This is a genomic window from Antribacter gilvus (genome assembly GCF_003946865.1).
GTDB lineage: Bacteria > Actinomycetota > Actinomycetes > Actinomycetales > Cellulomonadaceae > Antribacter > Antribacter gilvus.
Genome location: NZ_QXTH01000007.1, coordinates 57,534 through 72,005 on the forward strand (window position 1 = coordinate 57,534; position 14,472 = coordinate 72,005).

12 protein-coding genes are annotated in these 14,472 nt (G+C 70.9%); 3 read left to right on the forward strand and 9 right to left on the reverse strand.

What is annotated here, in order from left to right:
• Position 1: 1 nt before the first annotated feature.
• The 9 genes from D1350_RS13055 to D1350_RS13095 form a co-directional block, all read right to left on the reverse strand.
• Positions 2–1,141, reverse strand: coding sequence for an iron-containing redox enzyme family protein (locus D1350_RS13055; RefSeq protein ID WP_240644079.1), 1,140 nt, complete (start codon positions 1,139–1,141; stop codon positions 2–4).
• A 119-nt stretch (positions 1,142–1,260) separates the two neighbouring features.
• A complete protein-coding gene (locus tag D1350_RS13060; protein WP_125776470.1) occupies positions 1,261–2,571 on the reverse strand; it encodes an FAD-binding oxidoreductase in 1,311 nt (436 codons plus the stop codon).
• Between the two features lie 79 nt (positions 2,572–2,650).
• Positions 2,651–4,702: a glycoside hydrolase family 31 protein gene (locus tag D1350_RS13065; protein WP_125776471.1), complete on the reverse strand. Its 2,052-nt coding sequence runs from the start codon at positions 4,700–4,702 to the stop codon at positions 2,651–2,653.
• Positions 4,703–4,724: 22 nt separating this feature from the next.
• Positions 4,725–5,402, reverse strand: a complete 678-nt coding sequence (locus D1350_RS13070) for a YesL family protein (RefSeq protein ID WP_125776472.1) — start codon at positions 5,400–5,402, stop codon at positions 4,725–4,727.
• Positions 5,399–6,310, reverse strand: coding sequence for a carbohydrate ABC transporter permease (locus tag D1350_RS13075; protein ID WP_125776473.1), 912 nt, complete (start codon positions 6,308–6,310; stop codon positions 5,399–5,401). Before D1350_RS13075 ends, D1350_RS13070 begins: the two co-directional genes overlap by 4 nt.
• Positions 6,311–6,324: 14 nt before the next feature.
• A complete protein-coding gene (locus tag D1350_RS13080; protein WP_125776674.1) occupies positions 6,325–7,182 on the reverse strand; it encodes an ABC transporter permease in 858 nt (285 codons plus the stop codon).
• A 119-nt stretch (positions 7,183–7,301) separates the two neighbouring features.
• Positions 7,302–8,924, reverse strand: a complete 1,623-nt coding sequence (locus D1350_RS13085) for an extracellular solute-binding protein (RefSeq protein ID WP_125776474.1) — start codon at positions 8,922–8,924, stop codon at positions 7,302–7,304.
• 146 nt (positions 8,925–9,070) lie between these two features.
• Positions 9,071–10,150: a LacI family DNA-binding transcriptional regulator gene (locus D1350_RS13090; RefSeq protein WP_125776475.1), complete on the reverse strand. Its 1,080-nt coding sequence runs from the start codon at positions 10,148–10,150 to the stop codon at positions 9,071–9,073.
• Positions 10,147–11,130, reverse strand: coding sequence for a LacI family DNA-binding transcriptional regulator (locus tag D1350_RS13095; RefSeq protein ID WP_240644080.1), 984 nt, complete (start codon positions 11,128–11,130; stop codon positions 10,147–10,149). The genes D1350_RS13090 and D1350_RS13095 overlap by 4 nt, the downstream gene beginning before the upstream one ends.
• Before the next feature lie 45 nt (positions 11,131–11,175).
• Between D1350_RS13095 and D1350_RS13100 the strand changes: the two genes are divergently transcribed.
• From D1350_RS13100 to D1350_RS13110, 3 genes are all read left to right on the forward strand, one after another.
• Entirely contained in the window at positions 11,176–12,153 is a 978-nt protein-coding gene (locus tag D1350_RS13100; RefSeq protein WP_206074527.1) for a DUF1152 domain-containing protein, read from the forward strand.
• Between the two features lie 571 nt (positions 12,154–12,724).
• Positions 12,725–13,735, forward strand: coding sequence for an ABC transporter permease (locus D1350_RS13105; RefSeq protein WP_276313738.1), 1,011 nt, complete (start codon positions 12,725–12,727; stop codon positions 13,733–13,735).
• A 24-nt stretch (positions 13,736–13,759) separates the two neighbouring features.
• A complete protein-coding gene (locus D1350_RS13110) occupies positions 13,760–14,464 on the forward strand; it encodes a YesL family protein (RefSeq protein WP_125776476.1) in 705 nt (234 codons plus the stop codon).
• Positions 14,465–14,472: the final 8 nt, after the last annotated feature.

Below are 14,472 nucleotides of genomic sequence, written 5' to 3' on the forward strand. Positions count from 1 at the left end.
CTCAGGCCGCGGCGGTCCGCGTGTGCGGGGCCGGCGGGCCGGCCGGGTCGCGCAGCGCGGGCTCGCCCCGCCGCCACCGTTCGAGGACGTGTGTGGCGACGTCGCCCTCGACGGCGAGGCACACCGCCGCACCCCACAGGATGTCGTCGCGCAGGCCGGGCTCGTCCTCGGCGAGGCGTCCGGCGAGATCCCGGGCGGCGATCTGCTCGTGGACGGCGTCTGCCTCGACGTGCTCGTCGAAGTACCAGGTGGTGTGTTCGTCGTGGCCGAGACGGCGCAACCCGTTCCCGTAGAGGCGGGAGGGGATGGAGGACGTCATCTCGAACGCGGCGAGGTGCCCCACGATCGCGCCGCGCAGCCGCCGGTGCAGCCCGAGCAGCGACATGGTGTTGACCGCGACGAGCAACACTGCGGGGACGGCGTCGACGTACCGGCCGTACGTGTCGTCGAGGCCCACGCCGCGCATCGCCCGGGCGAACAGCTCCGCGTGCATGCGGCCGGGCTGCCCGCCGCCGTACTCGTCGGCCTGGATCTCGACCAGCGCCGCCTTGGGCGCGCCGGCGAGGCGCGGGATCGCCCAGGTGTGCGGGTCGGCCTCCTTGAGCTGGTAGACCGACTTGAGGGCGAGCAGCTCTCGGACCTGCTCAGCGTCGGCCTTCTTCGCGACGTAGCGGGAGAGGCTCGGGCCGTCGTCCTCGGCGGCGAGGCGGAACAGGCGGGCGGCGACGCCCGCGGCGTCGGTGGCCTCGCACGCGGGGGTCGGGACCCGCTCCCGCAGGGCGGCCTCGAACGGGCCCTCGATCCGGGCCCGGAGGGCGAGCAGGCCGGGGTGCCACTCCCACGCGTCGTCGACGCCTTCCAGGCCGCGGTAGTGCAGCTCGTACAGCGCCAGGAGGGCGAGCTGGACGTCGTCGGACAGGACGACCGCGGGGCGCTCGACGCCCGCCTCGTCGAGCGCGGCGGTGACCGGCGCGAGCCTCGTGTCGTCCGCGGTGGCCGGGCCGGGCGGGCCGGGCGGGCCGGCGCGCAGGACGCGGAGGAGCGCGTCGCTGACGGGCCCTCGCGGCTGGGGCACCGGCATCCGGTGCGACGCCGGAGCGGGCGGCGTCGGCTGGTCGGTCTGCGGCGTGGTGGTCGTCATGGGGCCTCCCGGTCCTGCGGGGGGCGCCACCCTCTCGACGCCGTGCTGTGTCGTCATGCTGCGGCACGTCGGTGCCGCTCGCTCGGGATCGGGTGATGCGCGCGGCGGCGCGGCGACCTTCAGACCACACCGCTCGGCCGGATGTTCTGGTTCAGGTGGAACACGTTCCCGGGGTCGACGGCGTCCTTCAGGGCCGTGAGCCTGGCCAGCTTGGCGGGCGGGTAGGCACGGCTGACCCCCGCGGCGCCGTCGTCCCCGAGCGTGTTGACGTAGGCGCCGCTCGCGAAGGGTTCGAGCGCGGCGGCGACCGCACGCGCGGCGGCGACCCGGGCGTCGTCGTCGGCGGGCTCGCTCCAGCGGACGGCGACGACGAGCTCGAAGGCCGCGTCGCGGTGGCTGAACGCCGTCGCGTCGTCGGGCACGTCGGCGATCGCACCCCCGTACGCCTGGAGGCTCGCCGCCACCGTCGGGTCGGAGCCGGCGAGCCGCTCGATCGCCGCGTCCGGCAGGGTGCGGAAATAGTGGCCCTTCCAGTAGCGGCGCAGCGCGTGGCCCTGCGGGGTGTCGTCGCGCGCCTGCAGGTCCAGGTACGTCAGGTCCTCCAGGCGCCGCTCGACCGGCTCACCCAGGGCGTCGAGCACGCGCGCGTGCTCGCGACCGGCCTCGGGGTCGCCCACCCACACGAAGCCGAGGATGGCGACGCCGCCGGACACGAACGCCGTGTAGACGGCCTCCCGGGGCGCCTGGAGCGCCAGGTCGCGCCAACGGGTGAGCGCCGTGCGGGCATCGGCGGCCGGGAAGTCCAGCTCGACGCTCAACGCCTGCGTGCCTACGGGGTGCAGCCGGAACACGAACTCGGTGACGACGCCGAAGTTGCCGCCACCCCCACGCAGACCCCAGTACAGCTCGGGGTTCTCGGCGGCGGACGCCCGCACCACCTCCCCATCGGCCGTGACCACCTCGAACGACTCCACGTTGTCGCACGCCAGGCCGCACCGGCGAGCGAGCCAGCCCATCCCGCCGCCCAGCGTCAGCCCGCCCACCCCGGTGTGCGAGACGTTGCCGGCCGTGGTGGCGAGCCCGTGCGCCTGGGCGGCCCGGTCCAGCGCGCCCAGGAGGGCGCCGCCCTGGACGCGCGCGAGGCGGCGGCCCGGGTCCACCTCGACCGCGCCCATGGGGGTCAGGTCGATCATCAGTCCGCCGTCCGGCACCCCGTGCCCGACGACGCTGTGCCCCCCGCACCGCACCCCGACCTCCAGGCCCTCACGCCGGGCCAGCGCCAGCGCCGCCACGACGTCGTCCGTGCTGCGGCAGCGGACGATCAGCGCGGGGCGACGGTCCACCATCGCGTTCCAGACCCGGCGGGCCTCGTCGTACCCCGCGTCCCCTGGTCGCAGGATCTGGGGGTCCAGCACCTCGGTGTCCGGCATCGTCCGCTCCTCGTCGCTCGGTGTGCTTCCCGAGTGGCAGACGAGCGGTGGCCGCAGAACTCATCGGGCTGTGCCGGGTCTACCGGCTTCGCTCGATCACGTCGGCCAGCGCAGCGTCCCGGACGAACAGGGGCATCGAGTCGAGGGGCGCGTCCTCCTCGATCCAGCCGCCACCGTGCCTCTCGCCCGTGCTGACGGAGGTCCAGGTCGCCCCGCGCGGCAGATAGACCCGCCGTACGCGAGCGCCCGGCTCCAGGACCGGAGCGACGAGCAGGTCCGGCCCGAACAGGAACTGGTCGCCCACGTCCCACGCGTCGGGGTCGTCGGGGAACTCGTGGAAGAGGCCGCGCATCACGGGCTGGCCGTCCAGGTGGGCCTCGCGCATCGCCGCGCGGGTGTAGCCGCGCAGCTGCTCCCGCAGGTGCAGGTAGGGCGCGAGGATCTCGTAGACCTCGTCGCCGAAGCTCCACAGCTCGTTGCCGGCTCCCGACGGGCTGCGACGGGAGCCGTCCGCGGCACGGATCTCGTGCTGGGGGCCGCGGTCGCCGTGGATCCGCATGACCGGCAGGAACGTGCCCATCTGGAACCAGCGCACCAGCAGCTCGTGGAACGCCGGGTCGTCGGCCCGCCCCCCGCCGAATCCGCCGATGTCGGTCGTGAACCACGGGATGCCTGCGACGCCCATGTGGATCCCGGCCGTCACCTGCCGGCGCATGGAGTCGAACGAGGAGTGGATGTCGCCCGACCAGACGAGCGCCCCGTACCGCTGGGACCCGGCCCAGGCGCACCGCACCAGGTTGACCACGCTGCCCGGTTCGTCGGCGGCGCGGTCCGCCGTCTGCCCGTCGTCCGCCGTCTGCCCTTCGTACAGGGCGCGGGAGAACAGCTGGGGGTAGAGGTTGCCCACCTCCGTCGCCGCCCCCGCGTGGTACCGGTAGGCCTCGAAGTCGTAGAGGGCGTACTCGGGCTCCGCCTCGTCGAGCCAGAAGGTCTTCACGCCGGGGTAGCCGGCGCGCAGCCTGTCCCACAGCCACTCCCGCGCCTCCGGGTTGGTCACGTCGAGGAAGCGCGACGGCCCCTCGAAGGACATCTGCACGTCGACCCCCCGATCGGACCGGACCAGGTAGCCCTTGCGGGTGAGCTCGGCAAAGTTCTCGGACTCGAGGGACACCTGGGGCCACACCGAGACCATGAGCTCGACGCCCAGGTCCGCGAGCTCGGCGACCATCGCCTCCGGGTCGGGCCAGAACTCGTCCTCGAAGCGAAAGTCGCCCATCTTCGGCCAGTGGAAGAAGTCGGCGACGATCACGTCGAGCGGCAGGCCGCGGCGCGTGTGCTCGCGCGCGACGTCGAGGAGCTCGTCCTGCGTGGCGTACCGGAGCTTCGACTGCCAGAAGCCCAGCCCGTGCTCGGGCATCATCGGCGCGTGGCCCGTGGCGTCCGCGTAGTGGCGGGCGATCTCCCGCGGGTCGCGCCCCGCCGTCACCCAGTAGTCGATCTGGCCGGTGGTCTCCGCGACCCACTCGGTCCGGTTGACCCCGAACGTGGCTCGCCCCAGCGCGGGGTTGTGCCACAGGAAGCCGTAGCCGGCGCTCGACATGACGAAGGGGACGCTCACCTGCGAGTTCCGGTGCGCGAGCTCGAACGTGCACCCCTTGATGTCGAGGATGTCCTGCTGGTACTGCCCCATCCCGTAGAGCTTCTCGTCCCGGGGCGCGGCGAACGCGACCGTCGCGCGGTGCGACGTGCCGCGAGCCTCGAAGTGGCGCGCCCGCCGCTTCAGGGCCCCGCCGTCGTCCTCCTCGGCGAACAGCAGCATGTCGCCCCGGTAGAAAGCCAGGTGGCAGCGCGATCGGACGTAGCCGGCCTGGTAGTCGTGGAACTCGCGGCTCGTGGCCACGACGCGCAGCTGCCCGTTGGTGACGGACGCGGCCTGACCGTCGACCTGGACGGAGGCCGCCGCCTCGGTCCCGGGCTGCGGGGCGAGCAGGGCCCAGTCGTGGTCCCGGATCCCCCCGGACGGGGTCGCACGGACCCGCACGGAGTCGGTGCCCCACGGTTCGACGACGAGGGTCTCCCCGTCGCCGCGCCAGATCAGGCGGTGGCCGTCGACGGTGAAAGGGGTGAGCACTGTGGTCCTCCTCAGGATCCGGTCAGGAAGCGGGCTGGGCGGCCGGTCGGGCCTGGCCCTGTGCGGGGGCCACCGGCGGGCCGGGCAGCAGCCCGGTCCGCCACACGTACCCGACGAGCGCCGCAGCCGGGACCGCGACCCCGAAGACGACCGCCAGGCCGGGCAGCACGTAGTACAGGCACACTGCCGCGACGAGCAGCGCTGCGCACATCGCGGAGATCCCCGGCCGGGCGACGGTCAGGACGAGCGACCGCCGCAGCACCGCGAGCGGCCCGTCGTCGAAGTGCGCGTGGAGCACGAGCACGGTCGCCGTGACTGCCACGAGGCCGAGGGTGACCGCCCACAGCAGCACCTCCAGCACCGGCGCCGCGGCGATCTCGACGGAGCGCAGGAGCCTGTGGTCCACGACCACGACCAGCCACGCCGCGGCGAGCACCGCGCCGACGACGTTCGCCGGCCCGAGCTCCCGCCGCCACACGGCGTGGAACTCACGCCACAGCGGCTCCCGCCCGGCGTCGTCCGCCCACCCGGACGCGACCATGGCGTCGCGGCGCAGCACCGAGACCACGGCCGCGGTCGCCGGGAAGGCGCCGAGCACGACCCCGCCGAGCAGGGTGTGCACGATCCACAGGCCCTGCAGCAGGGCGAGCCGCAGGCCGACCTCGCCGGCCCGGGTGTGCCACCCCAGGAGCCGGCTCATCCCTTCACCGACCCGATCATGACGCCCTTCTCGAAGTACTTCTGCAGGAAGGGGTAGAGGATCACGACGGGCAGGGTCGACACGACGATCACGCCGTACTTGATCTGGTCCGCGTACTGCTGACCGTATCCGCCTCCCGTGCCCCCGGCCCCGCCGGCGCCTCCGGCGAAGGCGGAGTTCGAGATCAGGATGTCGCGCAGCACGATCTGCAGCGGCTGCTTGTCGTAGTCACGGATGAATACCAGGCCGGTGAAGAAGTCGTTCCAGTGCTGGACCAGGTAGTACAGCATGATCACCGACAGGATCGCCTTGGACAGCGGCAGCGCGACCAGGGCGAAGAACTGGAAGTCGTTCGCCCCGTCGAGCCGGGCCGCCTCGTGCAGCTCCTCCGGGATCGAGTTCTCGTAGAAGGCCCTGGCGATGATGAGGTTGTAGACGTTCAGGGCCGTCGGCAGGATGAACACCCACATGTTGTTCAGGAGCCCGATCTCCTTGTACAGGAGGTAGGTCGGGATGAGCCCGCCGTTGAAGAACATCGTGAACGCGAAGAAGAACATCAGCGGCTTGCGCGCCACGAACTCGCGCCGTGACAGCGCATAGGCGGCGGGGATGGTGACGAGCATGTTCACCGCCGTGCCGACCACGGTGTACAGGAGGGTGTTCCGGTACCCGGTCCAGATGCGCTGGTCCGAGAGGATCTGCTCGTACCCGAACCAGCTGATCCCCTGCGGCAGGAACCACACCGCGCCGGACTGCACGAGCTGGGGCGAGCTCATCGACGCGATCACGACGAAGTAGATCGGGTAGAGGGTCACGAACACGACCAGGGCGAGCGTGATCGCGACGAGGGCGGAGAAGGCGACGTCGCCGGGTGTGCGGTACCGGTGGCGCGCAAGGGTGCTCAGCATGTCGGTCCTCCCCTTCACCACAGGCTCGTGTTGGACACGCGCTTGGCAATCTGGTTGGCGATCACCAGGAACGCGAAGTTGATGACCGTGTTGAACAGACCGATCGCCGTCGAGTAGCTGAACTGGTTGCCCACGATGCCGATCTTGTAGACGTAGGTCGAGATCACCTCGGAGATCGGCAGGTTCAGGGTGTTCTGCATCAGGAAGATCTTCTCGAAGCCCGTGTTCAGCACTCCGCCCATCGTGAGGATGAACAGGATGACCATCGTCGGCACGAGGGCAGGAATGTCGACGTGGCGGATGATCTGCAGCTTGTTCGCCCCGTCGATCTTCGCCGCCTCGTACAGCTGCGGATCCACGTTCGAGAGGGCGGCGAGATAGATGATGCTGTTCCACCCGCAGTGCTGCCAGACCTCGGACAGCACGTACACCGGGACGAACGCCGTCGTGCTGCCGAGGAAGTTCACGCCGGTCACCCCGAAGAATTCGAGGAACCGGGTGATCAGCCCCGTCGAAGGTGACAGGAAGACCTGCAGCATGCCGACGATCACGACGATCGAGATGAAGTGCGGCAGATAGGTCGCGGTCTGGGTGAAACGCTTGCGCCGGAGCCCGATCACCTGGTTGATCAGGATCGCCAGCCCGATCGGCGCCAGGAAGCCGAAGACGAGGGTCGTCAGGCTGATGTACACGGTGTTGCGCATCAGCGACCAGAACTGGGGCGACTCGAAGAACTGCACGAAGTACTTGAGGCCGACCCAGTCGCCACCCGTCAGGCCCGCCGCGAAGTCGAACTCACGGAAGGCCAGCTGGATGCCGTACATCGGGCCGTAGGCGAACAGCGCGGTGAACGTGATCGCGGGCAGCAGCATCACCCAGAGGCGCCAGGGTCGTACCAGGCCCGTCCGGAACCTGCCCCCGCGGGACCGCGGCCCCGCAGGGGCAGGCCGGCTCGTCTCGAGCCTCTCCGTCGTCGGTGCGGCTACCACCACTAGCCCTTCGCCGCGATGTACTCGTCGTAGTAGCGCTGCATGACCTCGAGGTTCTGCTCGAGCCCCAGCTGCTCCACCTGGGTCACGTAGTCGTCCCAGCCGTCGCCGGCCCCACCGGCGGTCACCCACTCGGCGAACTTCGGCATGGTGACCCCGAGCATCGCCGTGTTGTTGAGGTTCGTGCTGTTGATGTCCTCGGGAGTCATCTTCAGGAACAGGGACGGGAAGACGTCCGCGTCGACGTCGAGGTCCGCGTACGCGTCCTGCAGCGGCACCGCGTCCTCGACCGCTTCCGCCAGGTCGGTCGGAAGCTCGACCTGCATGTCCTCGCGGAGGTAGATCGGGCCGTTGTCGGCGAGCGACGACGTCCACTTCCAGGTCGACGGGTCGAGGTTCGCGTCCGCCGGCGGCAGCACGGCGTACGCGTCGCCGGTCTTCTCCACGTTGGTGCCGAGGTCGCCGAACAGCACCTGGACCGAGATGTCGGGGCTGTAGAACGCGTCGATCACCCGCAGGACGGCGTCCTTGTTCTCCGAGGCGGCGGACATCGCGACGTGGTTCCGCGTGAGGGTCTCGAAGTCGTACGACCAGCGCACGGGCTCGGACTGGCCCTCCTCCTGGAGCAGCGGCGCCATCGCCGTGTACTGCTGGTACACGCCCGGACCGAACCGGTCGGACCCGGACCAGCCCCACGAGAAGCCGACGCGGGCGGTGTCACCGGTGCCGCGGGCCACCGACTGGTAGGTGGAGTAGTCCTGGGTGAAGGCGTCGGGGCTGATGAGCCCGGCGGCCCAGCAGCGGTTGAGGAACTCGACGACGTCGCGGTAGCGCTCGTCGACGAAGAAGTTCTTCACCTCTCCGTCCTCGAGGAAGTACCCCTGGCCGCCACCACCGACGATCTGCATGCCGGTGCTGCCGAGCAGCATCATCGGCTGGAAGTAGCCGAACCCACCGGTGCCCACCGGTGAGAAGTCCATCGGGATCTCGTCCGCCTCCCCGTTGCCGTTCGGGTCTCCCTCCTTGAACGCGACGAGAACGTCGTACAGCTCGTCCCAGGTGGTCGGCGCCTCGAGCCCGAGCTCGTCCAGCCACTGCTGGTTGATGTACTGGTGGCTGATCGCCGTCGGCCAGAAGTTCTTGAACGACGGCAGCGCCTGCACCTTGCCGTCCGTCGACGTCGCGAGCAGCTCGGCGCCGTCGACGTCGTCGAACATCTCCTGGACGTTCGGCAACGCGGCCATGTCGTCGGACAGGTCCTCGAACAGCGACCCGAACGTGGCGAGGTCGGCATCGTTGATGGCGTTCCCGCCGATGATGAGATCCGGGATGTCACCGGCGGCGAGCATCGGGTTCTTCTTCTGGTCCCAGTCGGCCGACACCTCCTCCCACGTGATCTCGACGCCTGCCTCCTCCTCCAGCTGCGCGACCCAGGCCATCTCGGTCATCGGCTTGGTGAGCGGGTGCTTGATGACCATGACCGAGATCGTCGGTGTGCCGTCGTCGTCGGCGTCGGCACCACCCGTGCACGCGCCGAGCGTGAGGCTCAGGGCCGCGACGGCCGAGGTGATTGCGGCGATCCTTCGCGTGGTGCGAGGGCGCTGGTCTCGTGCGGCGTGTGACATGTCTCCTCCTTGAGACTGCGTTGCGAGGCGTGCACGGAGCCGGGTCGTGCAGAGCTCACCCGCGTGGCACGGCACGAGTGTGGTGCGGGTGATTCAGCGTTGTCAATAGCGAGCCAAGAACTGTCCCCGAACCGCCGTGAGGGCTGCTACTCGTCCCGCGCCGGGCCCGACGAGGCCCGGACCATGAGGTCGGCGCCGGTCCGGACGAGCCGTGGCGCGCCGTCGTACCCGTTCAGCCGGTCGACGAGCATGCGGACCGCGTGGCCCACCATCTGCTCCTTGCGCGGGTTGACGGACGTGAGCGGCGGGACGGTGAACCGGCCCTCGGCGGTGTCGTCGAAGCCCACGAGCGCGATGTCCTCCGGCACGCGCCGGCCGTGCGACCGGAGCGCGCGCAGCACCCCGACGGCGATCGCGTCGTTGACGCACACGGCGGCGTCGAAACGCACTCCCGAGCGCAGCAGCGACACCATCGCCTCGTAGCCCGACATGCGCCGGTCCCAGTCGGACCCCATCGTCACGAGGGCCTCGTCGACGTCGAGGCCGCGCTCCTGGAGCGCCTCCACGTAGCCGTCGTAGCGGTCGCCCTCCAGCCGCCCACCGCCCACCGCGTTCCACACCAGGGCGATCCTGCGCCTGCCGGACCGCAGCAGGTGCGCGGTCGCCGCGTACATCCCCTCGTGCTCGCCCATGACGACGCAGTCGACGCGAGTGGCCTGGCTGCCGCCGAGCTGGACCACCGGCCGGGTGAGCTCCACACCGTCGAGCATGGAGTCGATGAAGCTGTGCGGGCAGATGATCACGCCGTCGACGTCCGGCGTCGTGGCGCCCACCACCGCGTCGCGCTCGTCGTCCCGCCCGGGCGCGAGCCGCAGGGTCGTGCTGAGCCCGTGCTCCGCGAGCGCGAGGATCAGCCGCTCGGCGAGCTCCGAGAAATAGGGCTGGTAGAGCATGGGAACGACGATCGCCACCCGCCCGGTCCGGCCCGAGGAGAGCCCGCGTCCCGCCCGGTTCACGCGGTAGCCGACCTGCTCGACGACCGCCAGGACCCGGCTCCGGGTCTCGTCGGACACCCCGGCACGCCCGAGCAGGACGTTGGAGACCGTCTTGGCCGAGACGCCGGCGGCCACGGCGACGTCGGCCAGGGTCGGCCGAGCGGTCCGGACGACGGCGGCGCGGCCCGGCCCCGTCCTGGACGCTGCCGCGTCGTCGGGCCACGTGCTCATGCGAGGCCCATCCCCAGGGTCGACTCACGGCGGACGAGCTCCACCGGAGCGAGGACGTGGCGGGCCTCCGCGGGGGCGTTCGAACCCAGCCGGTCGGCCAGCAGGTCGATCACCGCGCGGGCGAGGCGACGCGGGAGGGGGTCGATCGTCGTCAGGGACGGCGTGGCGAAGACCCCGTCCTCGATGTTGTCCATCCCGGTGACCACGACGTCGTCGGGGATGCGGGTGCCCGCGGACGCGAGCGCCGACAGCACGCCCATCGCGACCTCGTCGCTCCCGCAGACGATCGCGTCCACGGGGGGTCCTGACAGCAGCCGGCCGGCGGCGGTCACCCCGTCCGCGCGGTCCCGCGCCCCGCGGATCGACGGCACCGCCGGACGCACCCCCGCCCCCGTGAGCGCCGCGACCATGACGTCCTCGCCTCCCGCGAAGCGGTCGAAGCCGACGAGCACGGGCCGCGAACGGCCCATCACGACCAGGTGCCTCGCGAGCAGCGAGGCGGCCTCGACGAGGTCCGGGTCGACCGAGTCGACCGGCCGGCCACCGCCCGCGTACAGGGTGACGACCGGGTCGCTGGGCTGCAGGCCGTCGAAGACCTCGTCGCTGTACGGGCCGATGAGGATCACGCCGTCCACGGCCGTCCCGACCGAGCCGAGGAGGGAGCGTGTGCGGGCGTGGTCGTCCAGCGTCGGCTCGACGGCGGCCTGCAGGCCTCGCCGGGTCGTCTCCGACACGACCGCCTCCACCAGGATCGCGGCGTAGGGAGGGCGCAGCGCGGGGACCGCGACCCCGACGACCCCCGTCCGGCCCGTGCGCAGGGCGCGTGCGCTCGCGTTGGGCACCCAATCCAGCTCGGCGATGGCGGCGCGGACCCGCTGCACCACCTCGGGCCTGGTGTGGGGCTGGAGGTTGACCACGCGCGAGACGGTCTTGAGGGAGACGCCTGCGAGTGCGGCGACATCACGCATCGTGGCGGGCATGGGACAAGGGTAGGTGGTGGGGCCAAGCCTGTACCGTCGTCCGCTGTGCGTCCTCCGCGAAGGCCCGACCTGTTCACGCCCGGGCTCCTGACCGAGCTGGGAGACGCACAGAACGTCCTGATAGCGGGCGCCGGCGGCGGGTTCGACGTCTACGCCGGCCTCCCGCTCGCCCTCGCGCTGCGAGCCCAGGGGCGCCGGGTCCACCTCGCCAACCTCTCGTTCACGCAGCTGCACCTGCTTGCCGACGACGTCTGGGTAGCGCCCGACCTCGCACGGGTCACCCCGGCGACCTCCGGCTGCGACGACTACTTCCCCGAGCGGGCGCTCGCCGTCTGGCTCGCCGTCCACGGGTTCCCGTCGCCCGTCTACGCGTTCCCGCTGACCGGGGTCCAGCCGCTCAGGGAGGCGTACCGCGCGCTCGCCGAGCAGGTCGGGCCGCTGGACGCCGTCATCCTGGTCGACGGCGGCACCGACATCCTCCTGCGCGGCGACGAGTCAGGGCTCGGCACCCCCGTGGAAGACATGACGAGCCTTGCCGCGGTCGCCGGGCTCGACGAGGTTCCGGTGAGGATCGTGGCGTGCCTCGGGTTCGGGATCGACTCCCATCACGGGGTCAACCACGTGCAGGTCCTGGAGAACATCGCCGAGCTCGACGCGGCGGGCGGCTACCTCGGCGCGTTCACGATCCCGTCAGGCTCTCGGGAGGCGGAGCTGTACCGCGACGCGGTCGCGCACGCGGCGGAGCTGACGCGGCTTCGGCCGAGCATCGTCAACGGCCAGATCGCCGCCGCCCTGGAAGGTCGCCACGGGGACGTCCGGTTCACCACCCGCACCAGCGGGAACGAGCTGTTCGTCAACCCGCTCATGGCCATGTACTTCACGTTCCGGCTCGGCCAGGTCGCCGCCCGCAACCTCTACCTCGACCGCCTGGAGAACACCGTGGGGTGCCGCCAGGTGGCTTCACGGACGGAGGCGTTCCGCGAGGAGATCGAACCACGCAGGCCGCGAGCGTTCCCACACTGACCCGGTGGCCGTCACCCCTCGCGGGTAGCCACACCTCTCAGCAAGCTCCACGATGCGAGTCGCCGCCGGGATGCCCTCCGTCACGTCCTCGGCTGTCGCCGTCGGTCGCTGGAAATCCGGGTACTCGGTGCTGTTCCGTGTCTCGCGCATCCAGTCGAACTCCTGGAGCATCGTGCCCGCCGTCACCACCGCGAGCTCGTACGCCTTGGACCGCGAGGATCGCGGTCAACGGCTTCCCCGCTGCGTCGGAGCCGGTCGAGAGCCGCTCCGGCCTCGGCCTCCCAGTTCATCTTGAGGACCGAGCCGGGCTTCGCGACGGCCCACACCAGGGCCAGGAACCGCCCCGGGCGCGGGGCGCACCACACGTGCTGCATGGGCGGAGCCTAGTGGGCGCGGCGATGCCCCAGCCGCAGGCGCGGGACGCACCGGGCGCGGGTGAAACATCGGGATGGAAAGCGCATCCCAAATCGGTTGTGGCCCCCACGCACCCCGTGCTAGGTTCCCTCGCGGGAAACCGGTTTCCCGACCGCGACGACGCGGCGACCTGGGTGCCCGTCACGAGGAGGCGACGATGCCGATGCTGACCCCGAGCGCGCCCTCGAGCGCCTCGGCCGTCCCGGCTGCAGGGCCCGCGGACGCCGTTCCGCCCGGCCTGGCAAAGGACCTGGACCAGCGCAGGAAGGGCTCGGCCAACCCCCTCTGGAAGCACCGCGCGCTCTACCTGATGATCCTGCCGGGGATCGCGTACTTCCTGGTCTTCAAGTACCTGCCCATGGGCGGCCTGGTCATCGCCTTCCAGAACTACCTGCCGTTCCTGGGCTTCACGGGCAGCGAGTGGGTAGGGCTCGATCACTTCGTGCGCCTGTTCAGCGAGGACACGTTCTTCCTCCTGCTGCGCAACACCCTCGTCATCTCGGCGCTGATGCTGCTCTTCGCGTTCCCGATGCCGATCGTCCTGGCGCTGCTGCTCAACGAGGTGCGCACCAAGGTCCTGAAGAAGACCGTGCAGACCATCGTGTACCTGCCCCACTTCATGTCGTGGGTCATCATCGTCTCGATCTTCTACGTGATGCTCTCGATCGACGGCGGCAGCATCAACAACCTCATCGTGGCCGCGGGCGGCGAGCCGGTCCGCTTCCTCACCGACCCCGACTGGCTCCGGCCGATGTACGTGTTCCAGGAGATCTGGCGCGCCACGGGCTGGGGGACGATCGTCTACCTGGCCGCCATCACGTCCGTCGACGAGCAGCTCTACGAGGCCGCCGAGCTCGACGGCGCCGGGCGCCTGCGGCAGACGTGGCACATCACGCTGCCCGCTATCCGGCCGGCCATCATCATCATGCTGATCCTCAGCATCGGCGACATCATGGAGCTCGGCTTCGAGCACATGTTCCTGGTGATGAACTCGCTCAACCGCGAGGTCGCCGAGATCTTCGACACCTACGTGTACACGGCCGGCATCCAGAACGGCCAGCTCAGCTACGCCAGCGCCGTCGGCCTCTTCAAGGGCCTCGTCGGGCTCGTCCTCGTCATGCTCGCCAACCGCCTCGCCAAGAAGTTCGGCGAGGAAGGCGTCTACTGACCGAGCCCGGCAAGGGGGTGCAGCATGTTCTCGTTCCAGACCTTCGTCCGGGTCAACACCGTCCTGGCGGGCGCATACCGCCTCGCCTACCTGAACCTCCTGTGGGTGGTGACGACGGTGCTGGGACTGGGGCTGTTCGGCGTCGGCCCGGCGTCCTATGCGCTGGCCGCTTACGTGGACGGATGGTTCCGGCTCGGGCTGGAGCCGCCCGTGGCGCGGACGTTCTTCGCCGCGGCCCTCGGCCGCTTCTGGCCGTCCGTGCTGACCAGCTGGATCTACCTGGCCGCGGGCGCCGTCGTCGTCGTCAACATCGTGGGCACCGAGAGCTGGGCGGTGCGCGTCCTCAACCTGGGGGCGCTCGCCGTGCTGGCCGTGTCGCTGTCGTACGTGTACTCGGTCATGGCGGCGCTCGACCTGCCCACGATCCGGGGGCGCGTGGCCGCCTCGCTGATGATCGGCTTCGGCTCGCTGCACCTGACGGTGCTCGGCGCCCTCGTCGTCGGCCTGGTCGTCAGCGTGCTCTACGGCTACGCCCTCCCCCTGCTGGCGCTGTTCGGCGTCGGCATCCCCGCGGCGGCCGTCGGCGCCGTCACGCGGTACGTCTACCGGGACCTGGCGCAGGTCCCGGACCAAGCCCTGGCGACGGAGCCAGGCGCCGTGGCGGCGGGCACGACCCGTGCCGCCGCGAGCCACGAACCGCACGCGGGCCTTCCCGCGGCGTCACGATAGGAGTCACA

Bases quoted from the DNA above. Each gene is read 5' to 3' on its own strand.
- D1350_RS13055 (WP_240644079.1), bottom strand. From the start codon at position 1,141: ATGACGACCACCACGCCGCAGACCGACCAGCCGACGCCGCCCGCTCCG.
- D1350_RS13060 (WP_125776470.1), bottom strand. From the start codon at position 2,571: ATGCCGGACACCGAGGTGCTGGACCCCCAGATCCTGCGACCAGGGGAC.
- D1350_RS13070 (WP_125776472.1), bottom strand. From the start codon at position 5,402: ATGAGCCGGCTCCTGGGGTGGCACACCCGGGCCGGCGAGGTCGGCCTG.
- D1350_RS13075 (WP_125776473.1), bottom strand. From the start codon at position 6,310: ATGCTGAGCACCCTTGCGCGCCACCGGTACCGCACACCCGGCGACGTC.
- D1350_RS13080 (WP_125776674.1), bottom strand. From the start codon at position 7,182: ATGCTGCTGCCCGCGATCACGTTCACCGCGCTGTTCGCCTACGGCCCG.
- D1350_RS13085 (WP_125776474.1), bottom strand. From the start codon at position 8,924: ATGTCACACGCCGCACGAGACCAGCGCCCTCGCACCACGCGAAGGATC.
- D1350_RS13090 (WP_125776475.1), bottom strand. From the start codon at position 10,150: ATGAGCACGTGGCCCGACGACGCGGCAGCGTCCAGGACGGGGCCGGGC.
- D1350_RS13095 (WP_240644080.1), bottom strand. From the start codon at position 11,130: ATGCCCGCCACGATGCGTGATGTCGCCGCACTCGCAGGCGTCTCCCTC.
- D1350_RS13105 (WP_276313738.1), top strand. From the start codon at position 12,725: ATGCCGATGCTGACCCCGAGCGCGCCCTCGAGCGCCTCGGCCGTCCCG.
- D1350_RS13110 (WP_125776476.1), top strand. From the start codon at position 13,760: ATGTTCTCGTTCCAGACCTTCGTCCGGGTCAACACCGTCCTGGCGGGC.